We start from the raw sequence: 26,486 nt of genomic DNA, 5'->3' as shown, positions 1-26,486 counted from the left end.
CTTCTGATGCGGGCGCGTTCAGCCCGCCTGCAGCGCCAGCGCCGGTTGCCACGGCCCCAGATGCAACTTGCCATCGGGCGCGGAGAACCCGCTGCCCAGTTCGATCCCGATCTGTCGCCAGTTGCCGTCGGGCATGTCCATCACCTCAGGATCGCCGCTGAGGTTGAAGGCGCAGAAGACGGTCTGCCCCTCGTGCTCGCGCTTGAAGTGAAGGATCGTGTTCTCGGAGCCCAACTCCGTCAGCAGCCCCTTGCTCAGCGCCGGGTAGGCGTGGCGGAAGGCGATGGCGCGGCGGTAATGGTGCAGGATCGCGGCCGGGTCCTGCTCCTGCGCCGAGGCATTCCTGTGCAGGTGGTCGTGGAAGACCGGCAGCCAGGGCTGGCCCGACGTGAACCCGCCGTTCTGGTTCGACGCTTCCCAGACCATCGGCGTGCGGCAGCCATCGCGCCCCTTGAACGCGGGCCAAAGCCGGATGCCGTAGGGGTCCTGAAGATCCTCGAAGGGCACGTCCGCCTCGGGCAGGCCAAGCTCCTCGCCCTGGTAGAGACAGGCCGATCCGCGCAGGCACATCATGAAGGTCGTGAACAGCCGCGCCGCCTGGTCGGTCAGTTCCCAGCGCGACACGTGCCGCGGCACGTCGTGGTTGGAGAACGCCCAGCAGGCCCATCCCTCGGGCGCCTTCTCGAACAGGCTCTCCATCGTCTCGCGCACGTATTGCGGCGTGGGCGGCTTCGACGACAGCAGCTCGAAGGCGTAGCTCATGTGCACCTTGTCACCGCCCGAGGTGTATTCCCCGAGGATCTCCAGCCCCCGCTGGTCGTCGCCGATCTCGCCCACGGCGGCGCCGTTGTACTTGTTCAGCAGCGTGCGCAGCTTGCGCAGGAAGTCGAGGTTCTCGGGCCGGTTCTTGTCGTAGAGATGGTTCTGCCAGGTGTAGGGGTTCACCGCCGGCGCGATGATCGGGTTACGCTCTTCCGGGGCCAGCGCCGGATTGTCGCGCAGTTCCTGGTCATGGACGAAGAAGTTGATGACATCGAGCCGGAAACCGTTGACCCCCCGCGCCAGCCAGAAATCCGCCACCTTCAGCAGCGCCTCCTGCACCTGCGGCTCGTGGAAGTTCAGGTCCGGCTGCTCGTTGAGGAAGTTGTGCAGGTAGTACTGGCACCGCGTCGTGTCCCAGGCCCAGGACGACCCGCCGAACATCGACAGCCAGTTGTTAGGCGGCGTGCCATCGGGCTTCGCGTCCGCCCAGACGTACCAGTTCGACCGCGGGTTGTCCTTCGACGACCGGCTTTCCTTGAACCACTGGTGCTCGTCCGAGGTGTGGCTGAACACGAGGTCGATCATGACCTTCAGCCCCAGCCGGTGCGCGGTAGAGATCAGGATATCGAAATCCGCCAGCGTCCCGAACATCGGATCGACGTCGCAGTAATCCGCCACGTCGTAGCCGAAGTCCTTCATCGGCGACTTGAAGAAGGGCGAGATCCAGATCGCGTCCACGCCGAGAGAGGCCACGTGCGGCAGCCTCTGGGCGATCCCAAGCAGGTCGCCGATCCCGTCGTCGTTGCTGTCCTGAAAGCTGCGGGGGTAAATCTGGTAGATCACCGCCCCCCGCCACCAGTCCGGATCATCCACGGCGGCATTCATCGACACGCCCGATTGTTCGTTCATGGCTACTCTTTCTATTTCACGGAGCCGGCCAGCAGGCCGCGCACCAGATATTTCTGCATCGCAAAGAACATCCCTAGCGGCACGGCGATCGAGACGAAAGCCGCCGCGGCAAGGATGCCCCAGTCTCCGCCGCGTGAGCCGAGAAGATCATCGGCGATCTTCACGGTCATCACCCAGCTCTCCGAATTGGAGGGCAGAAACACCTTCGCCACAAGCAGGTCGTTCCAAGTCCACAGAAACTGGAAGATGGCAAAGCTGGCAAGTGCCGGAAAAGACAGCGGCAACACGATTTTCGTGAACACCTGGAAGTCGGTCGCCCCGTCGACCTTTGCGGATTCGATGATGTCGCGCGGCAGGCCGACCATGTAGTTGCGCAACAGGTAGACGGCGAGCGGCAGGCCGAAGCCCGTGTGCGCCATCCAGATGCCAAGGAAACTCTGCCCCACGCCGATCTGGTTGTGCAGCGTCAGCATGGGCACCAGGGCAAGCTGAAGAGGCACCACCAGCAGTCCCACCACGCCCGCGACCAGCCAGCTGCGGCCGGGGAAATCCATCCAGGCCAGCGCGTAGGCGGCAAAGGCCGCGATCAGGATCGGGATCACCGTCGCCGGGATCGTCACCGTCAGCGTGTTGATGAACGCGCGGTCCATGTTGTCGGAGCTCAGGATGGTGCGGTAGTTGCCCAGCCCGAAGTCCGGCGGAGACATGGCAACCACATAGATCGAAGGCGCTCGCGTGATCTCGTCGGCATCCTCCCACCGGAACTGCCCCTCCTCGGTCACGCTCAGCGACCGGTCGAAGACCTCGGTGTCGGGGATGATGCGGTTGCCGTCCTCGTCGCTCTCGGGAAAGCTCGGCCCCTCTTCGGTGGGATAGGTGATCTCGATCCGCGTGTCGTCGATCTCGCCGTCTTCCTCCTCCACGTCCACGGAGTAGCGCGCGACCGTCTCCCCCGGCTCGCCCATCCCGGGATCGCGCGACGTGATACCGAACCCCGCCACGGCCGACCCCTGGTAGGCCCCTTCGAGGCTGCCCTCCAGCACCCAGCGGTCGCCTTCCCGCGTGACGCCTTCGAGTTCCGGAGTGACGCGGTAGGCCTGCTCCACCGGGAAGGGCGCAAGCCACCAGCCCGTCTCCTGGATCTGCTCGCGGTCCCGGAAGGACGACACGAACAGGCCGACGGTCGGCACCAGCCAGATGATCACGAGAAGCAGCACGCTCAGGTGCGTGACGATGGTCAGGGCGCTGCGCTTGCCGGCGATATTGTCCATCTCAGGCCTCCCTCTGCGCCTGGCGGATATTCCAGATCATCACCGGCAGAACGATCAGCATGATGACGAAGGCCACCGCCGTGGCGCGCCCGTCATCGCGGAACATGTAGTCCATCATGTAGCTGGGCAGGATCTCGGTATCGAAGTTGCCGCCCGTCATCGTGTAGACGATGTCGAAGATCTTCAGCGTCAGGAAGGTGATCGTCGTCCAGACCACGATGATCGTGCTGCGGATTTGCGGCACCTTGATGCGGAAGAAGATCTGGAACGGGTTCGCCCCGTCGAGGATCGACGCCTCGACCGTTTCCTCGGGGATGCCGCGCAGCGCCGCCGAAAGGATCACCATGGCGAACCCGGTCTGCATCCAGACCATGATGAACATGATGAAGAAGTTGTTCCAGAACGGGATCTGCAGCACGTCGATGGGCGAAAGCCCCATGCTGTCGCGCACGGCGTTTATGATGCCGATGTCGGGGTCGTTGGCGTAGACGAACTTCCAGATCAGCGACGCGCCCACGAAGCTGATCGCCATTGGCATGAAGATCAGCGACTTGGCCAGGTTCCCCCAGCTCAGCTTGTCGGTCAGTTCCGCGATGATGAGCCCGAAGAAGGTCGCCGCCGCCGGCACGAAGAGGATCCAGAGGAAGTTGTTGAAGACCGCGACGCGGAACCCGTCCTCGGCGAACAGGTAGTAGTAGTTGCCCAGCCCGATGAACTCCTCGCCCGAGCGGTTGAAGAGCGACCGGTAGAAGCTCCCCACCACCGGGTAGACGAGGTAGAGCCCAAGCGCGAAGATCGCTGGAAACAGGAACAGCCAGGGCCGGACCATCGTGGCTCGGTTGATGTTGCGCCCCCGGTCATCAGTGCGCGCGGGAAAGATCAGGTGATCGAGCACCCAATTCGACGCATAGAAGTAGGTGATGCATCCCCCGACCCCGATGATGATGGTCAGGATGCCCTGGATGATCGGTGACATGGATTGATCCTTCCGGCGCGGTCCGTCGGGCGCCGGCCATAAGGCGCCCCGGTACAGAAAGGCCCTGCCCGTCGCCGGGCAGAGCCTCGTGGTATCTTACTGGATGCTGTCCCAGCGGTCCTGGATGTCGGCACCGACTTCCTCGGCAGGCGTGCCGGTCACGTAGTCGACCATGCCGGTCCAGAAGGCCCCTGCCCCGATCTCGCCCGGCATCAGGTCGGACGCGTCGAAGCGGAAGGTCGAGGCGCCGAGAAGGATGTCACCAAGGCCCTTCAGCGTCTCGTTGGCGTAGAGCTCGGTGTTGACCCCGGTGTGCGGCGTCAGGAAGCCCGACTGCGCCATCCAGACCTCGTGCGCGATCGGCGTCTTGAGGAACTCGATCAGCGCGTTCGCGCCCTCGCTCTCGCCCGTGATGGCCCATAGCGTGCCCGCGCCCAGCACCGGCTGGCCAAGGTCCTTTTCCTCGTAGGCCGGGAAGTAGAAGAACGACGAGTCGTTGTCTTCCGGGAAGAAGGTCGGAATGAACGACGCCTGACGGTGCATGTAGCACTCCGGCGGGATGGTGAAGAGACCCGCGGGGCTCTCGCGGAAGTCGGTGGTGGCCACCGCCTGGCTGCCGCCCTGCACGTAATCGTCGTTCTTGGCGAACCAGCCGAATTCCTCGATCGCGCCGACCACGGCCGGATCATCGAAGGGAATCTCGTTTTCGACCCACTGGTCGTAGACCTCGGGGGGCTGCGTGCGCAGCATCATATCCTCGACCCAGTCGGTCGCCGGCCAGCCAGTCGCCGCGCCGGACCCAAGGCCGATGCACCACGGCGTGCCGCCGTCGTCGACGATCTGCTCCGTCAGCTCCTTGAGCTCTTCCATGGTCTCGGGTATGTCGTAGCCCATCTCGTCGAAGGCCGATTCCGAGTACCAGACGACCGACTTCACATCGACCTTGTAGAAGAACCCGTAGTAGTTCTCCTCGCCCTCGGGGCCCTCGTAGCTGCCGAGATCCACCCACGACTGGCCCGCCGCGTAGTTCTCCTGCATCCAATCCGCCGTGCCCTCGGGCAGCGGCGTCAGGTAGCCCTGCGATGCCATGTCCGAGGCAAGGCCCGGCTGCGGGAAGACGGCCACGTTGGGGGCGCTGCCCGCGCGCGCGGCGATCACGATGTCCTGCTCGAAGCTGTCGGAGCCCGAGAAGTTGACCGTCGCGCCGGTGGCTTCCTCGAAGTAGGCCATCACGCTGTTGACCAGCTCGGCGTCGCGGCCCGTCCACGGGCCGGTCACCTCGACGGTCTCGCCGCTCAGGTCATATTCCCCCGAGAAGCTCTCGAAGCTGTCCCAGTTGAAGTCGCCCTCGCCCGGCGCGAACACGAGGTCCTGCGCCTGCGCCGTCCCGGCGCAGATCGCAAGCGCGGCGGCTCCGGTCAAAAGTACGGATTTCATGATAATCGTCCTCCCGTAATGCGCACCCCCAGGGGCACGGGTTCTGAGTATCGCGGCGGTTGAGCCGAGGCCGAGGGCCCCTCCTCCCAAAGCGCTTTGACGTTCGCCACCGTCCGCGTCAGGAACCAGACTGTCAATCGGTAACCGCATTTGCAAGCCCCGCAAAACATGCTGCGCCGCAGCTAAAAGGTCTACCGTCGAAGCCTCTTTTCCGGGCACATGTTTTGCGTGTAACGTCGCCGGAATTGAAAGCGCTTTGAATCGAGGTGCCATGAACCTCCGCCAGCTCGCCGAGCACCTCCAGCTGTCCCAGACCACGGTTAGCCGCGCGTTGAACGGCTATCCGGAGGTCAGCGAGGACACACGCCAGCGTGTCATCCGCGCCGCACGCGAGCTCAACTACAGTCCCAATTCCCGCGCCAAGGGCCTCGCCACCGGGCGCAGCATGGCCATCGGCCATGTGATTCCCGTCTCCGACCGCCACCAGATGGTGAACCCCGTCTTCGGCGACTTCATCGCCGGCGCGGGCGAGGTCTACGCCGCCTCCGGCTACGACATGGTGATGAGCCTCGTGGGCGAAGCGGGCGAAGAGGATCTCTACCGCTCGATCCGCGCGCGCGGCAACGTCGACGGCATGGTCGTGCACGGCCCGCGCCTCGACGACTGCCGCATCGCCCTGCTGAACGACCTCGGGATGCCCTTCGTCGTGCACGGCCGCGCCACCCGGATCGAAGCCCCCTACGCCTGGGTGGACAGCAACAGCGAACGCGCCTTCGAACGCGCCACCAACCACCTGCTCGACCTCGGCCACCGCCGCATCGCGCTGGTGAACGGGCACGAGGACATGGACTTCGCATGGCGCCGCAGGCTCGGCTACGAAACCGCGCTGGCCGCCCGCGGCCTCGCCCCCGACCCCGCCACCATGTGCGCGGGCGAGATGACCGAGCTCTACGGCCACGAGGTCGCGCGACGCCTTCTCGAGGGCCCCGAGCCGCCCACCGCCTTCCTCGTCTCCTCGCTCATTGCCGCCATCGGCGTGCGCCGCGCGGCGCAGGATCTCGGCCTCGCGCCCGGGCGCGACGTGTCGATCGTCACCCACGACGACGACCTCGGCTACATGAAGAACGGCGCCGACGTGCCGATCTTCACCGCCACGCGCTCCTCCGTGCGCGACGCCGGGCGCCACGCCGCCCAGATGCTCCTTTCGATGATCGCGGCGCCCCAGGCGCCAAGACCCACCCGCCTGATGGAGGCCGAGTTCATTCTCGGTGCCTCCACCGGCCCAGCCCCCATTTGAGGATTTCATGAAATATCGCAGGTCCGATTTCCCCGAAGGTTTCCTTTTCGGCACCGCCACCTCGTCCTACCAGATCGAGGGCCATGCCTACGGCGGCGCGGGGCGCACCCATTGGGACGACTACGCCGCAACGCCGGGCAACGTCGTCCGGGCCGAGAACGGCGCCGTGGCCTGCGACCACTTTCACCGGTATGAATCCGACCTCGACCTCGTCGCCGCGGCAGGCTTCGACTGCTACCGCTTCTCGACCTCTTGGGCGCGGGTCATGCCCGACGGCAAGACCGTGAACCCCGGGGGGCTCGATTTCTACGACCGGCTGACCGATGCCATGCTCGAACGCGGGATCAAGCCCTGCGCCACGCTCTACCACTGGGAACTGCCCTCGCCGCTCGCCGACAAGGGCGGCTGGCGCAACCGCGACATCGCCGACCACTTCGCCGAGTTCACCGAGACCATCATGTCGCGCATCGGCGACCGGATGTATTCCGTGGCCCCCATCAACGAACCCTGGTGCGTGGCCTGGCTCAGCCACTTCATGGGCCTGCAGGCCCCCGGCATCCGCGACATCCGCGCCACCGCACGCGCCATGCACCATGTCCTGCTCGCCCACGGGCGCTCGATCGAGGTCATGCGCGGGCTGGGCGTCCAGAACCTCGGCGGCGTCTTCAACTTCGAATGGTCCACGCCAGCGGATGACAGCGAGGCCACCCGCGCCGCCGCCGACCGCTACGACGGCATCTACAACCGCTGGTTCCTGGGCGGTGTCTTCAAGGGCGAATACCCCAAGAACGTGCTCGAGGGGCTGGAGCCGCACATGCCCGCGAACTGGCAGGACGACATGACCCTCATCAGCCAGAAGGTCGACTGGTGCGGCATCAACTACTACACCCGCAAGGTCATCGCCGCCAATAACGAACCCTGGCCGCACCTGCAGGAGGTCGAAGGCCCGCTGCCCAAGACCCTCATGGGTTGGGAAATCTATCCCGAGGGGCTCTACAACTTCCTCACCCGCACCGCCAAGGAATACACCGGCGACCTGCCGCTCTACGTGACCGAGAACGGCCTCGCCTCGCCCGACGTGATCGAGGATGGCGCGGTGAACGACCAGCCGCGCATCGACTACCTAGACGATCACATGCATTCGGTGAAGCGCGCGCTGGACGAGGGCGTGCCCGTGAACGGCTATTACATCTGGTCGCTCATGGACAATTACGAGTGGTCGCTCGGTTACGAGAAGCGCTTCGGCCTCGTGCATGTCGATTTCGACAGCCTTGCACGCACGCCCAAAGCCTCGTACCACGCGCTCGCAAAGGCCCTGAAGGACTGAACCGCATGAGCGAGAGCTGTCTGGTCGCCGACGTCGGCGGCACCAATACCCGCGTCGCGCTAGCCGAGGACGGCGTGCTCCTGCCCGAAAGCGTGCGCAAGTTCCGCAACGACAGCTACGACAGCCTCGCGGCCGTCCTGCGCGCCTTCATCACGGAAACCGGCGCGACGCCCGCCGCTGCCAGCGTGGCGGTGGCCGGTCCGGTCCGCGACGGCCACGGCCACCTGACCAACCGGGACTGGGAAATCGACCGCACGTTGATCGGCGGCGCCACCGGGGCGGAAACCGTCACCGTCCTGAACGACCTTCAGGCGCAGGGGCATGCCCTGGGTCACATCCCGGAAGCCGAGGTCACCGACATCCTGCCCGGCGCGCCGGCAAGCCCCCATGCCGCCCGCCTCGTGATCGGCGTCGGCACCGGCATGAACGCGGCCCCGGTCTTCCGCCTCGGTGACCGCACGCTCGTGCCACCGTCGGAATCCGGCCACGTCACCCTGCCCCTCCAGAGCGAGGAGGAGCTGCGCCTCATGGCCTTCCTGCGCGATCACCTGGAACACGACCACGGCCAGCCCGGCCTCGAAGAGGTTCTGTCGGGCCGCGGCTTCGAGCATCTCTACGCCTGGCTCGCCTCCGAGGCCGGGGCCGCCCCCAAGGACGCCGCCGCGATCATGGAGAGTGTCGCGACCGATCCGCTCGCGGCGCAGGCGGTGGCGCATTTCGTGCGCTTCCTGGGCCGCGCGGCGGGCAACCTCGCGCTCATCACCCTGCCCTTCGGCGGCATCTACCTGATCGGTGGCGTCGCACGCCACTTCGCGCCGCATCTTGCCACCAACGGGTTCGAAGCCGCCTTCTGCGACAAGGGCCGGTTCTCCGAGTTCATGCGCCAGTTCCCGGTGCGGCTCGTGACCGACGACTACGCAGCCCTCACCGGCTGCGCCGCCCACCTCGCCGAGATGCGCGCGGCACAGTAGGCGCAGGCACCAACCGTCAGCCAATCGAAAGAAGGGCGTCGCCTCCGGGCGGCGCCCTTTCGTGTCTGCCCTCCGGACTTCCGGCTCCGGAACCCTGACCTTTCCTCAAAACCGCGCAACCAAGGCTATAACAGGACTCGCTCCTGTCTACTTTTGCGGCAGTTGTGAGAAAAATGGTTCATCTTCCGGCGGAATTCCGGGGCGTGCCCCAGAATCCATGACGCACGCCCCGTTCCGCGCCAACGTCGATCAACGCACATGCCCAAGGAGCGGCGAAAGACCAAAAAGAACCCAGGAACGACATCAACAAGGGGACGCAAGCCGATGACTTCAGAAAAATTCGTCGTGGCCTACGAAGGCAGCGTGGAGGACAGCTCGCTGCTCTCCTACGCGCTGGAACGGGCAAGAAAGGAGGGCGCGGCGCTGCACATCGTGCACGTGCTCGAATGGTCTCCATACTCCTTCCTGACGCCGGAAGAGCTCGAGGAACGGCACGGCCGCCGCAAGGACGAGATCTCGCGCGCCCGCGAAGTGATCCTCGAACCCGCCATCGCCGAGATCGAAAAGGCCGGCGTCACCTGCACCGGCGAAATCCGCTACGGGCAGGTCGTCGAGATCATCGCCGAGATCGCCGGTGCCCAGAAGGCCGCGATGATCTTCGTCGGTCGCTCGGGCCGCAACTCCGTTTCCTCGCGCGTCTTCGGATCGGTTCCTCTGGGTCTCGCCCAGATCGCACCGGTACCCACAGTCATCGTCCCCTGACCGGAAAGGCAGCATCATGAAGCAGCTTCCCATTGCCGCCGCCTTTCTGGCGGCCGCCCTCCTCTCCGCCGGTCCGGCGGCGGCGCAGGGGCTCGACCAGACCATCAACCAGATCTTCGCGGATTATACCGGCTGGTACGTCGCACTGATCTTCGCCGATCTGCCCGGCACCAACTTCTCGTGGATCGCACTCTGGCTGGTGGTGGCCGCGCTGATCTTCACCGGCTACTTCGGCTTCATCCAGTTCAAGGGCTTCGTGCATTCCATCAAGCTCGTGAAGGGCGACTACTCCGACCCCGACGACGCGGGCGAGGTCAGCCACTTCCAGGCGCTGGCCACGGCGCTTTCGGGCACCGTGGGTCTCGGCAACATCGCGGGCGTCGCGGTGGCCGTCGGCATCGGCGGGCCGGGTGCCACCTTCTGGATGATCATCGCCGGCCTCTTTGGCATGGCGACCAAGTTCACCGAGTGCACGCTCGGCGTGAAGTACCGCAACGAGTATCCCGACGGGCGCGTCTCGGGCGGCCCTATGTACTACATGACCAAGGGCTTCGCCGAGCGCGGGCTCAAGGGCGGCTCGATCTTCGCGGTGATCTTCTGCATCTTCACCATCCTCGGCGCCCTCGGCGGCGGCAACATGTTCCAGGCCAACCAGGCCCACGCCCAGCTTTCCGGCGTGCTCGGGGAATACCCGGGCTGGATCACCGGCGCCGTTCTGGCCGTCGTGACGGGCATCGTCATCGTCGGCGGCATCAAGTCGATCGCGCGGGTGACCGAGAAGGTCGTCCCCTTCATGGGCATCTTCTACATCGTCGTCTCGATCATCATCCTGCTGCGTAACTTCGACGAGATCGGCTGGGCCTTCGGCCAGATTTTCGAGGGTGCCTTCACCGGACTCGGCGTCGCCGGTGGCTTCACCGGCGCGCTCATCCAGGGCTTCCGTCGGGCGGCCTTCTCGAACGAGGCGGGGATCGGCTCGGCCGCCATCGCCCACTCGGCCGTTCGCACCAAGGAGCCAGTGACCGAGGGCTACGTCGCCCTGCTGGAACCCTTCATCGACACCGTGGTGATCTGTACCATGACAGCACTCGTCATCGTCATCACCGGGGTGCTCAACATCGACCCCGAGACGGGCATGTATATCTGGAACGCGGAAGCCGGCCAGATCGAGACCGAGGGCGGCGTCTCCGGCGTGGAGCTCACCTCGGCCGCCTACGCCCAGAGCTTCTCGTGGTTCCCGGCAATGCTCGCCATCGCGGTGGTACTCTTCGCCTTTTCGACCATGATCTCGTGGAGCTACTATGGGCTGAAGGCCTGGACGTATCTCTTCGGCGAAGGGGCGATGAAGGAGAACATTTTCAAGGTGATCTTCTGCCTCTTCATCGTGATCGGCGCGGCTGCGAACCTCGGGCCCGTCATCGACTTCTCGGATGCCATGCTCTTCTCGATGGCGGTCATCAACGTGATCGCCCTCTACCTGCTGATGCCCATCGTGAAAAAAGAGCTCGGCTCCTATGTCGAGCGGCTTCGGACGGGCGAGATCAAGAAGTTCAAGTAGGATCTGCGCCCTGCAAGAATACCGCCCCCGCCGGTCATGCCGGCGGGGGTTTTTCGTGGCAAATGGCAAGCAACGGGGGCTCTGCCCCCGCCGCGGCTGCGCCGCGTCTCCCCCGGAATATTTCTGCCACGAAGAAGCCGCCCCGTTTGCCCTTTCCCCCGGGGCCGGCAACCTGCTAGAGGCGGCGCATGCTGCGGATCGACGACATTTCCTATTCCATCGCCGGGCGTCCCCTTTTCGAGGGCGCCAGCGCGACCATTCCCGACGGCCACAAGGTCGGCCTCGTCGGACCCAACGGCGCGGGCAAGACCACGCTCTTCCGGCTTATCCGGGGCGAACAGCCGCTTGATGGCGGCGAGATCACCCTGCCCCCGCGCGCCCGCATCGGCGGCGTCGCGCAGGAGGCGCCCGCCACCGGGCTGAACCTCGTCGAGACGGTGCTCGAGGCCGACACCGAACGCGCATCCCTCATGGCCGAGGCCGAGACAGCCGAAGACCCGCATCGCATCGCCGAGATCCAGACGCGGCTCACCGACATCGACGCCTGGGGCGCCGAGGGGCGCGCCGCGGCGATCCTCAAGGGGCTGGGCTTCGACGAGGCGGCGCAGGCGCGGCCGGTGTCGGATTTCTCGGGCGGCTGGCGCATGCGCGTGGCGCTTGCAGGCGTGCTCTTCGCCCAGCCCGACGTGCTGCTGCTCGACGAGCCGACCAACTACCTCGACCTTGAAGGTGCGCTCTGGCTCGAGGGGTATCTCTCGCGCTACCCGCACACGGTCATCGTCATCAGCCACGACCGCGGGCTGCTGAACCGGGCGGTGGGCGCGATCCTGCATCTCGAGGACCGGCAGCTCACGCTCTACAACGGGCCCTACGACCAGTTCGCCCGCCAGCGTGCCGAAAAGCGCGCCCAGGCCACCGCCACCGCCAAGAAGCAGGAGGCGCGCCGCGCCCACCTTCAGAGCTTCGTCGACCGGTTCCGCGCCAAGGCCTCGAAGGCCAAGCAGGCGCAGGCACGCCTGAAGATGATCGAACGCATGGACATGGTGACGGCGCCCGAAGAAGCCGCCAAGCGCGTCTTCAGCTTCCCCCAGCCCGAGGAGCTGTCGCCCCCCATTGTGGCGCTCGAAGGCGGCGTCACCGGCTACGGCAAGACCGAGGTGCTGCGCCGGCTGAACCTGCGCATCGACCAGGACGACCGCATCGCTCTTCTGGGCCGCAACGGCCAGGGCAAGTCGACGCTCTCGAAGCTGCTCGCCGACCGGCTGCCCCTGATGGACGGCAAGATGACCCGGTCCTCCAAGCTGCGCGTGGGCTACTTTGCCCAGCACCAGGTGGACGAGCTGCATCTCGACGAATCCCCGCTGCAGCACCTTCAGCGCGAACGCCCCGGCACGCCGCCCGCGAAACTGCGCGCGCAGCTGGCAAGCTTCGGTCTTCAGGCCGCGCAGGCCGAAACCGAGGTCGGGCGTCTGTCGGGTGGCCAGAAGGCGCGGTTGTCGCTGCTTCTGGCCACGCTCGACGCGCCGCACATGCTGATCCTCGACGAGCCGACCAACCACCTCGACATCGAAAGCCGCGAGGCGCTGACCGAGGCGCTCAACGCCTATTCCGGCGCAGTGATCCTCGTGAGCCACGACATGCACCTGCTCAGCCTCGTGGCCGATCGGCTGTGGCTGGTCTCCGACGGCAGTGTCGCGCCCTACGACGGCGATCTCGAAACCTACCGCCAGTTCCTGCTGACCGACAGCCGCCCGACCAAGCAGACCACGGCGGCCGCCGACAAGACCCCGGAAAAGCCCAAGCGCCCCCCGCGCGAGGTCATCCTCGAACTGCGCGCCGAGGTGCGCAAGTGCGAGGAGCGCGTCACCAAGATCGAGCAGATGCGCGAAAAGCTCGCCGCAAAGCTGGCCGATCCGACGCTCTACGAGGACACCCGCGTGGGCGAGCTCGAGGTCTGGAACAAGAAATACGCCGAGGTCATGGAAGGGCTGCAAAAGGCCGAAGGGCTCTGGATGAAGGCGCAGGAAAAGCTCGAGAGCGCCGAGAGCGCCTGAGCCATCGGCCACGCGCCAACTGGACAGGACGGCGCGTTGCCGTTACCCCGCCGGCATGGACAGCGCCTTCCTGATAACCTCTTTCGCCACGCTTTTCGTGGTGATCGACCCCGTGGGCCTGACACCTGTCTTCATCGCCCTGACCGCCGGCACCGACGCGGCCCACCGCCGCGCCGTGGCGATCCGGGCCTGTCTGGTCGCGCTGGCGCTGCTGACGCTCTTTGCCTTCTTTGGCGAGGCGGTGTTGGGCTTCATCGGCATATCCATGCCCGCCTTCCGCATCGCAGGCGGCATCCTGCTTTTCCTCACCGCGCTCGACATGCTGTTCGAGCGGCGCACCAAGCGCCGCGCGGGACAGGCCGACGAGGCCGAGGAGGACTATCCCGATCCTTCGGTCTTTCCGATCGCCATCCCGCTCATCGCCGGCCCCGGCGCCATCGCCACGATGATCCTTCTCATGGGGCGCGCCGAGGGCCCGGCCGAGATGGCAGGCGTGCTTGGCATCATGACAACCTGCCTTGCCGTCGTGATGACGTTCTTCCTTTCTGCGGGAATGATCGAACGCCTGCTGGGCCGCATCGGCATCACCGTCGTGACGCGGCTGCTGGGCATGCTGCTTGCGGCGCTCTCGGTCCAGTTCGTGCTCGACGGGTTGCGCGATTTCGGCTTTGCCGGCGGCTGAACCCTGTGAAACCATCGCCCGCGGCCCTATCTTTCAGGGCATGAGCGGAGGGAGCGCATGACCGGAGACCAGATCGCCAGCCTGGCCTATCTCGGCCTTCTCGGGGGCGCGCTGGTGATATGGTTCGTGATCACCGACCGGGCCCGGCTGGGCCAGAACATGCGCAACCTTGCGCTCTGGGGGCTGATTTTCCTCGGGGTGATCGCCGCCGTCGGTCTTTGGGACGACATCCGCGCCACCGTGGCCCCGCAACAGGCGGTCTTTGCGCAGGAGGGCCGGATCGAGCTGCCCCGCGGTCCGGACGGACATTATTACGCGACGGTCGACGTGAACGGGACGCCCACGCGCTTCGTGGTGGACACCGGCGCCAGTGTTCTGGTGCTGACACGCGACGATGCCCGCCGCGCCGGGATCGACCCTGACGAGCTTTCGTATTTCTCCGAAGCGATGACTGCAAATGGCGCAGTTGCCACCGCGCCCGTCACGCTTGACAGCGTGTCCATCGGTCCCTTCGCCGACCGCAATGTCCGGGCTTTCGTGAACGGTGGAGAGATGTCGCAGTCCCTGCTGGGGATGAGCTACCTGCAGCAGTTCAGCCGGGTCGAAATCGCCGACAACCGCATGGTGCTCGAACGCTAGAGCGGCTTTTCGAAGTAGACGCGCGCCAGGCCCCGCTCGGTCTTGCGCCCCGTTTCGACATAGCCGATCCGGGTGTAGAGTGCCCGGTTCTCGACCATCTTCTCATGCGTATAAAGCCGGATGTGCGTGAAGCCCGCCGCGCGCGCCTGTGCCTCGGCAAAGCGCATGAGCATGCCGCCGAAGCCCCGCCCCTGCGCCGCAGGCAGGATCGCCACATTGTCGAGAAGCATCGCATCCTCCTGCGGGATCAGGATGACGAACCCGCAGGGCTCTTCCGCCTCCAGGACATGCACCCATCCCCTTGCGATCGGCCCCGCATAGTCATCGTCGAGAGGCCCGGGCCGCACGCCGATCCGTGCCTCGTAGGGACCGTAGGCCGCCGAGACGATGGTTTCGATGATGGGCAGATCGCCCGCCTCGGCCAGCCTGATACGCGCCGCCTCAGGCACCGTGCTCGGCCTTCTTTTCCCACTTGCCCGATTCCTCGGACCAGTACTGCGCCGGAACGCCGCCAGCGGTCAGCGTCTTCCACTGACCGCGCGCGTGCTGCACCGCCTCCGTATCGTGACCGTCGAACAGGATGCAGACCCGTTCCAGCACCTTGGCCTCTTCCGGCGCCACCTCGGCGCCGTCGATGGCCATGACGCAGGCCGGGCGGTTTCCCGCCTCGGCCCCCGTGGTCAGCAGCACCGGCTGATCCGCGTCGTGCTTTCCGCCCGCAACGCCGTGCGGCAGGAATCCCTCGTCGGCAACCAGCCAGAGCTTCTCGTCCAGCCAGTCGATCCGCGCGGGGTCCACGCCACGCACCGCCACCCGCCAGCCCGCGGCAAGCGACCGCTCCAGCAGCAGCGGGAGCGTCGCCTCCAGCGGGCGCCGGGTCAGGTGATAGAAGTAGGCCGCGCCCATCTCACTCCTGTTCGAAGCGGTCGCGCACAAGCCGGTCCAGCGCCATGACGCCCCAGCCGGTCGCGCCCTTCGGCGCCAGCGCCGTGTCTGCGGCGACCTGCGCCACGCCCGCGATGTCGAGGTGGATCCAGGGCACATCGTCCTTCACGAAGCGCTTGAGGAACTGCGCTGCGGTGATCGATCCCGCAGGCCGCCCGCCCACGTGCTTGAAGTCCGCCTTGTCGGATTTCAGCATCGCGTCATAAGCCTCGCCCAGCGGCATCCGCCAGGCGCCCTCGCCCTCGGCCTTGGCCGCCTTGAGGAAGTCCTCGGCAAAACCGTCGTCGTTGGAATAAACGGCGGCATTCTCGTGGCCCAGCGCGATCACGCAGGCCCCGGTGAGCGTGGCAAGATCGACCATGGCGGCGGGCTTCTCGGCCTCCTGCGCGTGCCACATCACGTCGCACAGAACCATCCGGCCCTCGGCGTCGGTGTTGATGATCTCGACCGTGTCGCCCTTCATGGTCTTCACGATGTCGCCCGGACGCTGCGCGCGCCCGTCGGGCATGTTCTCGACCAGCCCGACAAGGCCCGTCACATTGGCCTTGGCCTTGCGTGTGGCCACGGCCTTCATGACGCCCGCGACGGTGCCCGCGCCGCCCATATCCATGGTCATGTCTTCCATGCCCGCGGCGGGCTTGAGGCTGATGCCCCCGGTGTCGAAGACGACACCCTTGCCGACCAGCGCCAACGGCGCGCCCGTGCCGCCCTTCCAGCGCATCACGACCACCTTGGAGGGGCTTTCCGAGCCCTGCCCCACGCCCAGCAGCGCCCGCATGCCAAGCTCCACGAGCTTGGGCTCGTCCAGGACCTCGACCTCAACGCCCAGTTCGCCCAGCGCCACCAGTTCCTCGGCGAAGGTCGTGGTGGTCAGCACGTTGGCCGGCGCGCTCACGAGATCGCGGGTAAAGACCACGCCCTCGGCCTGCGCCAGAAGCGGACCAAAGGCGCCGGTGGCGGCCTCGGGGTCCTTGCACATCACGCTGGCGTCGGCCGGCACATCCGCCGGTTGCGATTTCTGGGCGGTGTAGCGGTAGCTGCGCAGCACCAGCCCCATGGCGATCTCGGCGGGGCGCGCCACGCCTTCGGCGATCAGCGTCACCGCCTTGTCTCCGGCGGCCTTGGCGATGCTGGCCCCCGCCTTGCGGGAATCCGCCACATCGGCGCGGCGCTCCAGCTTCACGAGGTCAATCCCTTCGGCCGCGACACCGGCCGGATAGGCGAGGCTCATCGCGTCGCCCTGCTTCAGCTCGCCCCAGGCCTCGCTCTGCAGCGCCCGTTCCACGGCGCCCTTGGTCAGCCGGTTCAGGCGGCGCAGGCCGGGGCTCATCTTGACTTCTGCCGGGCAGAGAGCGGCAATGCGCCCCCCGGCTTCGGCCAGTCCGTCGAGATCGACTACCCCGAAGCTCACCTTGCGCAGATCCGTCATGGCATTCTTCCTCGCTGCTCTGATTTTTCGTCCCGACCAGACCTAGCCCCGCAGCCGCTGCTTGACCAGAGCCCGCTTTTCCCCCCCGGCGCCATCGGCTAGTGTCCGTCCACCAAAGCCTCGGGGGATGTCACGTGCAGAGATTCGACAGGTACATGCTGTCGCAACTCATGATGCTGTTCGGATTCTTCTCCCTCGTGCTCGTCGCGATCTACTGGGTGAACCGCGCGGTCGTGCTCTTCGACAGGCTCATCGCCGACGGCCATTCCGCCGGCGTGTTTCTCGAGTTCAGCATGCTCTCCCTGCCTTCGGTCATCGCGCTGGTGCTTCCCATGGCTGGCTTTGCCGCGGCGATCTACGTGGTGAACCGCATGTCGGGCGACTCCGAGCTGACGGTGGTTCAGGCCACCGGCTACTCGCCCTGGCGCCTCACTCGCCCCGTCCTCGCCTTCGGGCTGATCCTCATGCTCATCATGTCGATCCTCGCCCATCTTCTCGTGCCGCTTTCCTATGCCCAGCTCCGCGACCGCGAGCAGGAGATATCGACCTCGCTCAGCGCCCGTATCCTGCGCGAGGGCGCCTTCCTGCACCCCACGAGCGGGGTGACCTTCTACATCCGTGCCATCACCGAAGAGGGCGAACTGCGCGACGTCCTGCTCTCGGACCGCCGTACTGCCAACCAGGTCACAACCTACACCGCGGAACGCGCCTACCTGCTGCGCGACGACGCAGGCCCCAAGCTGGTCATGGTGGCGGGCCTCGCCCAAGTCTACACCGCCGACAACGAACGTCTCTCGACCACCAACTTCGAGGACCTCACCTACGACATCTCCGGTCTCATCGTGCCCTCGGACGGGGACGAGCGCGAGCTGGACAGCGTGCCGACCTGGGAAATGCTCATGAGCCCCACCACCATCGCCGAGGAAACCGGAGAACGCCTGACCGAGGTCTGGGAGGCCGTGCACCTCAGGTTCGAGGCCGCGTTTCTCTGCCTTGTCGCGGTGCTCATCGGCCACGCCGCCATGATCAGCGGGCGCTTCTCCCGTTTCGGCGCCACCCGCCAGATCGTGATGGGCATCGCACTTCTGGTGCTGGTGAAGCTCGTCGAAAGCGCGGTCGCGGATCCGGTCCACGACAACGGTCAGCTCTGGCCGCTCGCCTACCTGCCCAGCGTCGTCGGGCTCGCGGTCGCGCTTTTGCTCATCCGCAGGGCCGCCGCCCCCTTCCGCCCCGGCAGGGCGCCGGCCGAGGATCCCGCATGATCCTGCACCGGTATTTCGCCCGTCGCTTCCTGTGGATGTTCCTCGCCCTGCTGGCGGTCTTCGCCACGTTCCAGCTCCTGCTCGACTTCACAGAACTCCTGCGCCGGCTCGATGACCGGGTGGGCCTTGCCCAGGTCATCCGCATGACCTTCCTCAAGACGCCCGAGGGGCTCTACCAGATCATCCCCCTGGTCATGATCCTCGCGACGATCTCGCTCTTCATCGGCCTGTCGCGCTCCTCGGAACTTGTGGTCACCCGTGCCTCGGGCCGGTCGGGCCTCACGCTTCTGGCCGGGCCGGTGACCGTCGCGCTCATCATCGGCGTGCTCATCGTCGGCGTCATGAATCCCCTCGTCGCGACCACATCGAAACACTACCAGGAACAGCTCGAGGCCTACCGCTCGGGGGGCGGATCGGTGCTCTCGATCGGCTCCGAAGGGCTCTGGTTGCGGCAGGGTGATCCGCAGGGCCAGACCGTGATCCGCGCCGCCCGCGCCAACGGCGACGCCTCGGTGCTCTACGACGTGACCTTCATCGCCTACGCCCCCGAGGCCGGGCCGGTCCGCCGCATCCACGCGGCAGAGGCCAGCCTCGACCAGGACGGCTGGACCCTGACCGACGCCAAGGCCTGGCCGCTGGCCGCGGGTCTCAACCCCGAAACTTCATCCGAACGGCACGAGACCCTGCGCATCCCCTCCACGCTCACGCAGGAAAGCATCCGCGACCGCTTCGGCAACCCGGCCTCGATCTCGGTCTGGAACCTGCCCGCCTTCATCACCGACCTTCAGGACGCCGGCATTTCGGCCCGGCGCCATCTCGTCTGGCTGCAGATGGAGCTCGCCCGCCCGGTCTTCCTGCTCGCCATGGTCCTGATCGGCGCCGCCTTCACCATGCGCCCCGCGCGGCTCGGCCATACCGGCCTTGCCATCCTCTCGGCCGTGCTGCTGGGCTTCGGCCTCTACTACGTGCGCAGCTTTGCCCAGGTCATGGGCGAAAACGGCCAGCTTTCGCCATTGCTCGCTGCCTGGGTGCCACCGGTCGCCTCGGTCCTTCTCGCACTTGGACTTGTCCTTCAGATGGAGGACGGATGACTCTCCGCGCCACCCTCGCCCTTCTGCTGACCCTCCTCGCGGCCCCCCTCGCTGCCCAGGAAGACGACGCCGCCCTGCTGGTGGCCGACGACCTCTTCGTCGAGGGCGACGAACGCCTTGTGGCCAAGGGCAATGTCGAGATCCTCTACCAGGAGACCCGCCTGACCGCACGCAGTGTGATCTACGACGGCGCCGCCGACAGCCTCGAACTCCAGGGCCCGATCCGCATCACCGGCCCCCAGGGCGAGGTACTTCTGGCCGATACCGCCGAACTGGATCAGGACCTCGAGAACGGGATCCTCACCGGCGCTCGCCTCGTGCTCGACCGCCAGCTTCAGCTCGCCGCGGTCGAGGCCCGCCGCGCCGAGGGCCGCTACACCGAGCTCAACCGCGTCGCCGTCTCCTCCTGTCAGGTCTGCGGCGCCAACGAGGTGCCGCTCTGGCAGATCCGCGCCGACCGCGTCGTGCACGACCAGCAGGAACGCCAGCTCTATTTCGACAACGCCACCCTGCGCGTGCTGGACCTTCCGGTGCTCTACGTGCCCCGCCTGCGCCTTCCCGATCCCACCGTCACCCGCGCCCGCGGCGTGCTGATCCCCCGCCTGCGCAGTTCCACGCTGCTGGGCTTCGGGGTCAAGGTCCCCTACTTCATCCCCATCGGTGACCATCAGGACATCACACTGACGCCCTACCTGTCGCGCAAGACAACGACGATGGAATTTCGCTACCGCCGGGCCTTCGCCCATGGCGAGATCGAACTGAACGGCGCCGTCTCCCGCGACACGCTCGAAAACAACGACCTGCGCGCCTACCTCTTCGCCGAGGGCGAATTCGAGCTGCCTAACGACTTCGACCTCTCCTTCAACCTCAAGACGGTACAGGACTACGGCTACCTCTCGGACTACGGCTATTCGAGCACCGACCGTCTCGACAGCGCGGTCGAACTCGTACGCGCCCGCGACAGCGGCCTGCTGCGGGCCAGCATCGTGCACTACGAATCCCTGCGCGAAGACGAAGAGAACGACACCCAGCCCGCCATCGTGGGCGACATCCGATACGAACGCCGCCTCTTCCCCTCCGGCCTGCCGGGCGAGCTGCGGCTCGGCGGCACGATCCATTCGCACCACCGCTACTCCTCCTACCCCTACGACGGCCCCGACGAGGACGACCTCGTCGACGGGCGGGACGTGGCGCGTGTCGGGGTGGACATGAGCTGGCGCGAACGCTGGACCCTGCCTGCCGGCCTGCGCGCCGGCGCACAGCTTCAGCTCTGGGCCGACCGCTACGCCATCGAGGACGATGCCACCAGCGACGAGGACGCAAGTGCCCTGACCCCCGGCGCCTCCGTGGAGCTGCGCTGGCCGCTGCTGCGCCGCGGCGCGCAGGGGGGCCGCACGCTGCTGGAGCCACTTCTTCAGGTCGGCTGGACGGGCGGCGAGCGCCCCAACATCGCCAACGACGAAAGCACCCGTGCCGAGTTCGACGAGGGCAACCTTCTGGCACTCTCGCGCTTTCCCGCCGGCGACCGGCGCGAACACGGCACCACGCTCGCCACCGGCCTGCGCATGCTGCACCGCGCGCCCGCGGGCTGGCAGACCGGGCTTACCCTCGGCCGCGTGCTCCACGACGGGGAAGACCCCGCCTTCACCCGTTCCTCGGGTCTCGACGGCGACGCCTCTGACTGGCTGCTCGCGGCAAGCTTCAGCTACCCCACCGGGCTCGACCTCATGGCCCGGGGGCTGCTCGACGGCCTTTCCTTCACCAAGGCCGAAGCTCGCGCCGAATGGCAGAACGACCGGCTCGACCTCGGCGCGTCCTATCTGCTGCTGGTCTCGGACCCCGACGAAGGCCGCGGCGACGCCCAGTCAGAATGGACCTTCGATGGCAGCTACCGGGTGCGCCGCAACTGGACCACCTCGGCAGAGACCCGCTACGACCTCGCGGACGACCGGCTTGACCGGTTCGGGCTGGGGCTGCAATACCGCAACGAATGCATCGAGGTGGAATTCTCGGCGACCCGCCGATATGCCTCCTCCGAGAACGTGGAACCCTCCACTGATTTTGGCCTGACCGTCGCGCTGAAGGGCTTTGGCACCGACGGCAGCGGCAAGGAGTACCGACGCACATGTCCGCAATGATCCGTCACGCGCTCTGCGCCATGGCAGCGACCGCCGCCCTGACCGCCGGCACCGCCACGGCTACCCTTCTCGGAACAGCCGTCCCGGCAAGCGCGCAGCAGGGGCTCTTCAGCCCCGCGATCACGGTCAACGACCGCGTCATCACCGGCTACGAACTTCAGCAGCGTGCGCGCATGCTGACCCTCTTGAACGCCCCCGGCAATCCGGAGGATCTGGCCCGCGAACAGCTCATCGACGACCGCCTGCGCATGCAGGCCGCCGGCGAGATGGGAATCGAAGTCACCGAGGAAGAGATCGCCGAGGGCATGGCCGAGTTCGCCTCCCGCGCCGATCTCAGCGCCGAGCAGTTCAACCAGGCCCTCCAGCAGGGCGGCGTCGCCATCGAGACCTTCCGCGACTTCGTCCGCGCCGGCATCGCCTGGCGTCAGGTGGTTCAGGGGCGTTTCGGCGGGCAGGCCCAGGTCGGCGAGGCCGAGATCGACCGCGCGCTCACCCCGCAGGGCGGCAGCTCCGACGTCCGCGTGCTTCTCTCCGAGCTCATCATGCCGATCCAGCAGGGCAACGCAGACGAAGTCCGCGCCCGTGCCCAACGGATCTCGCAGCTCACCTCCACCTCGCAGTTCTCCTCCGCCGCGCGGCAGTACTCCGCCACCGCCTCGCGAGAAAACGGCGGCCGCCTGCCTTGGCGCAACCTCAGCGAACTGCCCGCGCAGCTGCGCCCGATCCTGCTCGGCCTCTCGCCGGGCGAGGTAACCGATCCGCTGCCGCTCGAAGGCGCGGTGGCGCTCTTCCAGCTCCGCGACATCGAGGAGGCGGGCTACACCGCGCCCGAGATCACCGGCGTCGAATACGCCGCCTACTTCATGCCGGGCGGCCGCTCGCCCGAGTCGCTCGCCCGCGCCCGCGTGCTGGAACAGCGCGTCGACCGCTGCGACGACCTCTACGGCGTCGCCAAGGGCCAGCCCGCCGAGGTGCTGCGCCGTGAAAGCGTGCCGGTCGGCGATCTGCCCACCGACATGGCCATCGAGCTCAGCAAGCTCGATCCGGGCGAGGTCTCGACCGCGATCACCCGCAATGACGGGCAGACGCTGATGTTCTTGATGCTCTGCGGACGCTCCACCGGCGCGGGCGCAGGTGACGGCGAGCAGGACCGCAGCCAGGTCGCGATGAGCCTGCGCAACCAGCGTCTCAGCACGCTCGCAGATGGCTACCTCGCCCAGCTTCGTTCCGACGCGCGCATCGTCGACCAATGACCAAGGCCCCCGTCGCGCTGAGCTGCGGGGACCCCGCGGGCATCGGCCCCGAACTGGCTGAAGCCGCTTGGGACGCGCTGCGGGGCCGCCTTCCCTTCCTCTGGATCGGCGCCCCCGACCACCTGCCCGGCAGCGTTCCCCACGTGATCTGCGAGGATCCGTCCGAGGCAAGTTCCCGCGCCAACGAAGGCCTCTGCGTGCATCCGCTGGCGTTTGACGCCCCGCGCGTGCCCGGCAGGCTCGATCCCGCCAACGCCCGCGGTACGATCGCCGCCATCGAGATCGGCGTGAAGCTGGTGCAGCAGGGCGCCGCCTCCGCGCTCTGCACGCTGCCAATCCACAAGCAGGCCTTGGCCGAGGGCGCGGGCTTTGCCTTTCCCGGCCATACTGAATTCCTGGCCGAGCTTGCGGGCGTCGAGGACGTGGTGATGATGCTCGCATCGCCCGAATTGCGCGTGGTGCCGCTCACCATCCACATCCCCGTCTCGGAGGTCCCTGCCGCGCTCACGCCCGAGCTACTGGAGCGGCGCATCCGGATCACCCACGCCGCGCTGCGCGACCGCTTCGGCCTGCCCGAGCCCCGCCTCGCCGTCGCCGGTCTGAACCCTCACGCGGGCGAAGGCGGTCGCATGGGCCGTGAAGAGATCGAGGTGATCGCCCCGGTGCTTGAGAAGCTGCGCGCGGAAGGCATGCAGATCGCGGGCCCGCTTTCGGCAGACACGCTTTTCCATTCCGCCGCACGCACGCGCTATGATGCCGCGCTCTGCATGTACCACGACCAGGCGCTGATCCCGATCAAGACGCTGGATTTCGACCGCGGCGTGAACGTCACGCTGGGTCTGCCCTTCGTGCGCACTTCGCCCGACCACGGCACGGCACTGGACATCGCGGGGCAAGGTGCGGCAAACGTGACGTCCACGCTGGAGGCGCTTAAGCTCGCATGGGCGATGTCCGGCGGCTGAGGGCGCAAGGGGGCTCTGCCCCCGCCGCGGCTGCGCCGCGACTCCCCCGGAATATTTGAACCAAGAAGAAGCAGGACAGGCGCGCATGAGCGGCATCGACGATCTTCCCCCCCTGCGCGATGTCATCGCCAGCCACGGGCTGACCGCGCGCAAGGCGCTGGGGCAGAACTTCCTGCTGGACCTGAACCTGACCGCGAAGATCGCGCGCAGCGCGGGGAATCTTTCCGGCAAGGACGTGCTCGAAGTGGGCCCGGGCCCAGGCGGTCTGACGCGGGGGCTTCTGGCCTCGGGCGCGCGCCGGGTGCTGGCGGTCGAAAAGGACCCCCGCTGCCTGCCGGCGCTGGCCGAGATCGCCGCGGCCTATCCCGGCCGGCTGGAGGTCATTTCGGGCGACGCGTTGGCGCTGGACCCGGCCGAGCATCTCGAGCCGCCCTATGCCATCTGCGCCAACCTGCCCTACAACGTTGGCACCGAGCTGCTGGTGCGCTGGCTCACGCCCCCCACCTGGCCGCCCGCATGGGACCGGCTGACGCTCATGTTCCAGCGCGAGGTGGCCGAGCGCATCGTGGCACAGCCCGGCGGCAAGGCCTACGGGCGGCTCGCGGTGCTTGCGCAATGGCGGACCGAGGCGCAGATCGTCATGCATCTCTCGCCGCAGGCCTTCACGCCGCCGCCCAAGGTGTCGTCGGCGGTGGTCCGGCTCGATGCGCTGCCCGAGCCGCGCTTCCCGGCGGATCCGAAGATTCTGGAACGCGTGGTGGCCATGGCCTTCAACCAACGCCGCAAGATGCTGCGCGCGGCGTTGAAGGGGCTGTCGCCGGACATCGAGGACCGGCTTCTGGCCTCGGGGATCAAGCCTACCGAGCGGGCCGAACAGGTGGGCATCGAGGCCTTCTGCGCGCTCGCCCGCAACGTCGCCGCGGGCTGAGCGCCAGGGCGCCGCCTTATTCGGCGGCGTCCTGCTTGGCCTCTCCGGGGGCCTCTCCGCCGTCCTGCTGACCGTCGGCCTTGGGCTCGGCCTTCTTGCGCGGGCTGCGGCGCGGCTTCTTGGGCTTTTCCTCGGCCTGCGCCTGGGGCGCATCACCCTCGGCCGTCTCGCCCTTGGGCTGTTCGGCCTTCGGCTTGGCGCGGCTGCGCCGCGGCTTGGACGCGGGTGCAGGCTCGGCGCGGTTCTCGGGGGTCTCGACGAGGCCGGTCTCTTCCTCGTTGCCGAGATCCATCACGTCCTGCGCGGGCGCCTCCTGGGCTGCGGGCTCGGGCTGCTTGCGCGGGGCGTTGTCCGAGGAACCGTCATTGCCGCCCTGCTGCCGGTCGCCCTTGTCGCCGCGATCGGACCTGTTGCCGTCGGATTTCTCCGCCTCGCGGGCCTCGCGATCGGCGCGCTCGCGGTCGCGCTGCGACTGGCGTTCGCGGTTTTCCCGCTCCTGCTGCTCGCGGCGCTGCTCCTGCTCGCGTTGCGCCTCGCCCAGCATGCGCAGGTAGTGCTCCGCGTGCTGCTGGAAGTTCTCGGCGGCGACGCGGTCGTTGCCGAGCGTCGCATCGCGGGCGAGCTGATTGTACTTGTCGATGATCTGTTGCGGCGTACCGCGCACCTTGCCCTCCGGGCCACTGCTGTCGAACACGCGGTTGACGACATTGCCCAGCGAAGAGTTACGGTTGCGGTTGTTCTTGGACCGCGAACGAGATTTGGAAGAACGCATATTTCGTAGTCCAGCCTTGGTTGCGACTGCTGTGTGTGACCGTGTTATGGTGCATGTCTCGCACCGCAGTGGTGGGTCACATCCATGTTCGGCTTGGTGTCGGGCGGGACCGGCGCTTGGCCATCCACCGCCTCGATGGCCCCTGACTAACCACAGCGAATGGCATGTGACAAGAGAAAAGCGGCGATTCTCTCTGGTTTCTACGGAGAATTCGCCCCGTTCAGCGAGGGGCCGCCGCCGCGACCACGCGGTCCCGACCGTCGAGATCGCGCAGCACCCGGACATCGCGCAAACCCGCATCGCCGAAAAGCCCCGCCACGGCGCTGCCCTGCGTCGGCCCGATTTCCGTCAAGAGCCGGCCCCCGGGGGCAATACGGCCGCCGATGCCCGCGGCGATCGCGCGATAGGCCTCGAGCCCGTCGCCACCGTCGGTGAGCGCCATCTCGGGCTCGTGGCCGCGCACCTCCGGCGAGAGCCCCGCCATCTCCGACGCGGCGATATAGGGCGGGTTGGAGACCACGAGATCGTAGCGCCTGCCCGCGGGCAACGGATCGAACCAGCTGCCCTCCAGCAGCTCTGCCCGCGTCTCGAGACCCAGCGCCGTCCTGTTGCGCGCGGCCACCTGCAAGGCCGCGCCGCTGAGGTCGGTGCCCGTTCCCCGCGCCTGCGGGCGCTCGGCCAGCAGGGTCAGCAGGATGCAGCCCGACCCGGTGCCCAGATCCAGCAGGTTCTCGAAAGGCCCCTCCAGCGCCGCAGCGACCAGCACCTCGGTTTCCGGCCGCGGGTCGAGGACATCGCCCGTCACCGCGAAATCGCGCCCCCAGAAGGCCCGCCGGCCTGTCAGGTGGCTCACCGGCACACGCGCCGCGCGGCGCCCGATCAGGTCCTCGAAGCGTTCTGCCACCTCCGGGCCGATCTCGTCGCCAAGTGCCAGTGTCAGCCGGGCGGGCGAAACCCCGAGCGCCAGCGCGAGCAGCCGGCGGGCGTCGCGGGCCGGGTCCTCGATCCCTGCCGCCGTCAACCGCACCATGCCATCTGCCAGAACGGAACTCCCGCGCATC

The 26,486-nt window shown here is 67.1% G+C and carries 23 protein-coding genes; 14 read left to right on the top strand and 9 right to left on the bottom strand.

The window, feature by feature from the left end; all coding sequences use genetic code 11:
• Positions 1–18: 18 nt before the first annotated feature.
• From C8N44_RS12405 to C8N44_RS12390, 4 genes are all read right to left on the bottom strand, one after another.
• Positions 19–1,671 carry an alpha-glucosidase gene (locus tag C8N44_RS12405; RefSeq protein WP_244641069.1) on the bottom strand — a complete coding sequence of 551 codons (1,653 nt, stop codon included), beginning with the start codon at positions 1,669–1,671 and terminating at the stop codon, positions 19–21.
• Between the two features lie 11 nt (positions 1,672–1,682).
• Positions 1,683–2,942 (bottom strand): carbohydrate ABC transporter permease, encoded by a 1,260-nt coding sequence (locus tag C8N44_RS12400; protein ID WP_107976993.1) that lies wholly within the window; start codon positions 2,940–2,942, stop codon positions 1,683–1,685.
• Between the two features lies 1 nt (position 2,943).
• The gene (locus C8N44_RS12395; protein WP_107976991.1) at positions 2,944–3,918 is read right to left on the bottom strand and encodes a carbohydrate ABC transporter permease; all 975 of its coding nucleotides are present in this window, start codon (positions 3,916–3,918) and stop codon (positions 2,944–2,946) included.
• 96 nt (positions 3,919–4,014) lie between these two features.
• Positions 4,015–5,355 carry an ABC transporter substrate-binding protein gene (locus tag C8N44_RS12390; RefSeq protein ID WP_107976988.1) on the bottom strand — a complete coding sequence of 447 codons (1,341 nt, stop codon included), beginning with the start codon at positions 5,353–5,355 and terminating at the stop codon, positions 4,015–4,017.
• A 271-nt stretch (positions 5,356–5,626) separates the two neighbouring features.
• Between C8N44_RS12390 and C8N44_RS12385 the strand changes: the two genes are divergently transcribed.
• From C8N44_RS12385 to C8N44_RS12350, 8 genes are all read left to right on the top strand, one after another.
• Complete coding sequence (locus tag C8N44_RS12385; RefSeq protein ID WP_107976986.1) at positions 5,627–6,652, top strand: LacI family DNA-binding transcriptional regulator; 1,026 nt, start codon at positions 5,627–5,629, stop codon at positions 6,650–6,652.
• 7 nt (positions 6,653–6,659) lie between these two features.
• On the top strand, positions 6,660–7,979 hold the full coding sequence (locus C8N44_RS12380) for a GH1 family beta-glucosidase (RefSeq protein ID WP_107976984.1): 1,320 nt from the start codon (positions 6,660–6,662) through the stop codon (positions 7,977–7,979).
• Positions 7,980–7,984: 5 nt separating this feature from the next.
• Complete coding sequence (locus C8N44_RS12375) at positions 7,985–8,950, top strand: glucokinase (RefSeq protein WP_107976982.1); 966 nt, start codon at positions 7,985–7,987, stop codon at positions 8,948–8,950.
• 324 nt (positions 8,951–9,274) lie between these two features.
• Positions 9,275–9,712: a universal stress protein gene (locus tag C8N44_RS12370; protein ID WP_107976980.1), complete on the top strand. Its 438-nt coding sequence runs from the start codon at positions 9,275–9,277 to the stop codon at positions 9,710–9,712.
• A 16-nt stretch (positions 9,713–9,728) separates the two neighbouring features.
• Positions 9,729–11,270, top strand: coding sequence for an alanine/glycine:cation symporter family protein (locus C8N44_RS12365; protein ID WP_107976978.1), 1,542 nt, complete (start codon positions 9,729–9,731; stop codon positions 11,268–11,270).
• Positions 11,271–11,458: 188 nt separating this feature from the next.
• Positions 11,459–13,324, top strand: a complete 1,866-nt coding sequence (locus tag C8N44_RS12360) for an ABC-F family ATP-binding cassette domain-containing protein (RefSeq protein WP_107976975.1) — start codon at positions 11,459–11,461, stop codon at positions 13,322–13,324.
• Between the two features lie 55 nt (positions 13,325–13,379).
• The gene (locus C8N44_RS12355) at positions 13,380–14,006 is read left to right on the top strand and encodes a MarC family protein (protein WP_107976973.1); all 627 of its coding nucleotides are present in this window, start codon (positions 13,380–13,382) and stop codon (positions 14,004–14,006) included.
• A gap of 57 nt (positions 14,007–14,063) precedes the next feature.
• Positions 14,064–14,645 (top strand): retropepsin-like aspartic protease family protein, encoded by a 582-nt coding sequence (locus C8N44_RS12350; protein ID WP_107976971.1) that lies wholly within the window; start codon positions 14,064–14,066, stop codon positions 14,643–14,645.
• Here the strand turns inward: C8N44_RS12350 and C8N44_RS12345 are convergent.
• Genes C8N44_RS12345 through C8N44_RS12335 form a run of 3 tightly spaced genes read right to left on the bottom strand, consistent with a single transcriptional unit; the run spans position 14,642 to position 17,019 of the window.
• Positions 14,642–15,094 (bottom strand): GNAT family N-acetyltransferase, encoded by a 453-nt coding sequence (locus C8N44_RS12345; RefSeq protein WP_188758717.1) that lies wholly within the window; start codon positions 15,092–15,094, stop codon positions 14,642–14,644. The genes C8N44_RS12350 and C8N44_RS12345 overlap by 4 nt on opposite strands.
• Positions 15,087–15,551 (bottom strand): DNA polymerase III subunit chi, encoded by a 465-nt coding sequence (locus C8N44_RS12340; RefSeq protein ID WP_107976969.1) that lies wholly within the window; start codon positions 15,549–15,551, stop codon positions 15,087–15,089. The genes C8N44_RS12345 and C8N44_RS12340 overlap by 8 nt, the downstream gene beginning before the upstream one ends.
• 1 nt (position 15,552) lies before the next feature.
• Positions 15,553–17,019 carry a leucyl aminopeptidase gene (locus C8N44_RS12335; protein WP_107976967.1) on the bottom strand — a complete coding sequence of 489 codons (1,467 nt, stop codon included), beginning with the start codon at positions 17,017–17,019 and terminating at the stop codon, positions 15,553–15,555.
• A 134-nt stretch (positions 17,020–17,153) separates the two neighbouring features.
• On the opposite strand from C8N44_RS12335, the gene lptF reads away from it, so the two are divergent.
• The 6 genes from lptF (at position 17,154) to rsmA (ending at position 24,653) form a co-directional block, all read left to right on the top strand.
• Entirely contained in the window at positions 17,154–18,281 is a 1,128-nt protein-coding gene (lptF, locus tag C8N44_RS12330) for an LPS export ABC transporter permease LptF (RefSeq protein ID WP_244641070.1), read from the top strand.
• Positions 18,278–19,372 (top strand): LPS export ABC transporter permease LptG, encoded by a 1,095-nt coding sequence (gene lptG, locus C8N44_RS12325; RefSeq protein ID WP_107976962.1) that lies wholly within the window; start codon positions 18,278–18,280, stop codon positions 19,370–19,372. Before lptF ends, lptG begins: the two co-directional genes overlap by 4 nt.
• Positions 19,369–21,510, top strand: a complete 2,142-nt coding sequence (locus tag C8N44_RS12320) for an LPS-assembly protein LptD (protein WP_107976959.1) — start codon at positions 19,369–19,371, stop codon at positions 21,508–21,510. The genes lptG and C8N44_RS12320 overlap by 4 nt, the downstream gene beginning before the upstream one ends.
• Positions 21,498–22,763, top strand: coding sequence for a peptidylprolyl isomerase (locus C8N44_RS12315; RefSeq protein ID WP_244641071.1), 1,266 nt, complete (start codon positions 21,498–21,500; stop codon positions 22,761–22,763). The genes C8N44_RS12320 and C8N44_RS12315 overlap by 13 nt, the downstream gene beginning before the upstream one ends.
• The gene (pdxA, locus tag C8N44_RS12310; protein WP_107976957.1) at positions 22,760–23,725 is read left to right on the top strand and encodes a 4-hydroxythreonine-4-phosphate dehydrogenase PdxA; all 966 of its coding nucleotides are present in this window, start codon (positions 22,760–22,762) and stop codon (positions 23,723–23,725) included. Before C8N44_RS12315 ends, pdxA begins: the two co-directional genes overlap by 4 nt.
• Positions 23,726–23,810: 85 nt before the next feature.
• The gene (rsmA, locus tag C8N44_RS12305) at positions 23,811–24,653 is read left to right on the top strand and encodes a 16S rRNA (adenine(1518)-N(6)/adenine(1519)-N(6))-dimethyltransferase RsmA (protein WP_107976955.1); all 843 of its coding nucleotides are present in this window, start codon (positions 23,811–23,813) and stop codon (positions 24,651–24,653) included.
• Positions 24,654–24,669: 16 nt separating this feature from the next.
• Here rsmA and C8N44_RS12300 read toward each other — a convergent pair whose 3' ends face one another.
• Complete coding sequence (locus C8N44_RS12300) at positions 24,670–25,425, bottom strand: DUF4167 domain-containing protein (protein ID WP_107976953.1); 756 nt, start codon at positions 25,423–25,425, stop codon at positions 24,670–24,672.
• 220 nt (positions 25,426–25,645) lie between these two features.
• On the bottom strand, positions 25,646–26,485 hold the full coding sequence (gene prmC, locus C8N44_RS12295) for a peptide chain release factor N(5)-glutamine methyltransferase (RefSeq protein ID WP_107976951.1): 840 nt from the start codon (positions 26,483–26,485) through the stop codon (positions 25,646–25,648).
• Position 26,486: the final 1 nt, after the last annotated feature.

The organism is Allosediminivita pacifica (genome assembly GCF_003054175.1).
Taxonomy (GTDB): Bacteria; Pseudomonadota; Alphaproteobacteria; order Rhodobacterales; family Rhodobacteraceae; genus Allosediminivita; species Allosediminivita pacifica.
Note: the sequence above shows the minus strand (reverse complement) of the source record. Positions and strands in the feature narration are given on the sequence as shown.

Coding starts and splice junctions, on each gene's coding strand:
- C8N44_RS12380 (WP_107976984.1), top strand. CDS start 6,660: ATGAAATATCGCAGGTCCGATTTCCCCGAAGGTTTCCTTTTCGGCACC.
- rsmA (WP_107976955.1), top strand. CDS start 23,811: ATGAGCGGCATCGACGATCTTCCCCCCCTGCGCGATGTCATCGCCAGC.
- C8N44_RS12400 (WP_107976993.1), bottom strand. CDS start 2,942: ATGGACAATATCGCCGGCAAGCGCAGCGCCCTGACCATCGTCACGCAC.
- lptG (WP_107976962.1), top strand. CDS start 18,278: ATGATCCTGCACCGGTATTTCGCCCGTCGCTTCCTGTGGATGTTCCTC.
- C8N44_RS12370 (WP_107976980.1), top strand. CDS start 9,275: ATGACTTCAGAAAAATTCGTCGTGGCCTACGAAGGCAGCGTGGAGGAC.
- C8N44_RS12300 (WP_107976953.1), bottom strand. CDS start 25,425: ATGCGTTCTTCCAAATCTCGTTCGCGGTCCAAGAACAACCGCAACCGT.
- C8N44_RS12350 (WP_107976971.1), top strand. CDS start 14,064: ATGACCGGAGACCAGATCGCCAGCCTGGCCTATCTCGGCCTTCTCGGG.
- C8N44_RS12390 (WP_107976988.1), bottom strand. CDS start 5,355: ATGAAATCCGTACTTTTGACCGGAGCCGCCGCGCTTGCGATCTGCGCC.
- C8N44_RS12340 (WP_107976969.1), bottom strand. CDS start 15,551: ATGGGCGCGGCCTACTTCTATCACCTGACCCGGCGCCCGCTGGAGGCG.
- C8N44_RS12395 (WP_107976991.1), bottom strand. CDS start 3,918: ATGTCACCGATCATCCAGGGCATCCTGACCATCATCATCGGGGTCGGG.
- pdxA (WP_107976957.1), top strand. CDS start 22,760: ATGACCAAGGCCCCCGTCGCGCTGAGCTGCGGGGACCCCGCGGGCATC.
- C8N44_RS12315 (WP_244641071.1), top strand. CDS start 21,498: ATGTCCGCAATGATCCGTCACGCGCTCTGCGCCATGGCAGCGACCGCC.
- C8N44_RS12385 (WP_107976986.1), top strand. CDS start 5,627: ATGAACCTCCGCCAGCTCGCCGAGCACCTCCAGCTGTCCCAGACCACG.
- C8N44_RS12405 (WP_244641069.1), bottom strand. CDS start 1,671: ATGAACGAACAATCGGGCGTGTCGATGAATGCCGCCGTGGATGATCCG.
- C8N44_RS12360 (WP_107976975.1), top strand. CDS start 11,459: ATGCTGCGGATCGACGACATTTCCTATTCCATCGCCGGGCGTCCCCTT.
- prmC (WP_107976951.1), bottom strand. CDS start 26,485: ATGCGCGGGAGTTCCGTTCTGGCAGATGGCATGGTGCGGTTGACGGCG.
- C8N44_RS12355 (WP_107976973.1), top strand. CDS start 13,380: ATGGACAGCGCCTTCCTGATAACCTCTTTCGCCACGCTTTTCGTGGTG.
- C8N44_RS12335 (WP_107976967.1), bottom strand. CDS start 17,019: ATGACGGATCTGCGCAAGGTGAGCTTCGGGGTAGTCGATCTCGACGGA.
- C8N44_RS12375 (WP_107976982.1), top strand. CDS start 7,985: ATGAGCGAGAGCTGTCTGGTCGCCGACGTCGGCGGCACCAATACCCGC.
- C8N44_RS12320 (WP_107976959.1), top strand. CDS start 19,369: ATGACTCTCCGCGCCACCCTCGCCCTTCTGCTGACCCTCCTCGCGGCC.
- C8N44_RS12365 (WP_107976978.1), top strand. CDS start 9,729: ATGAAGCAGCTTCCCATTGCCGCCGCCTTTCTGGCGGCCGCCCTCCTC.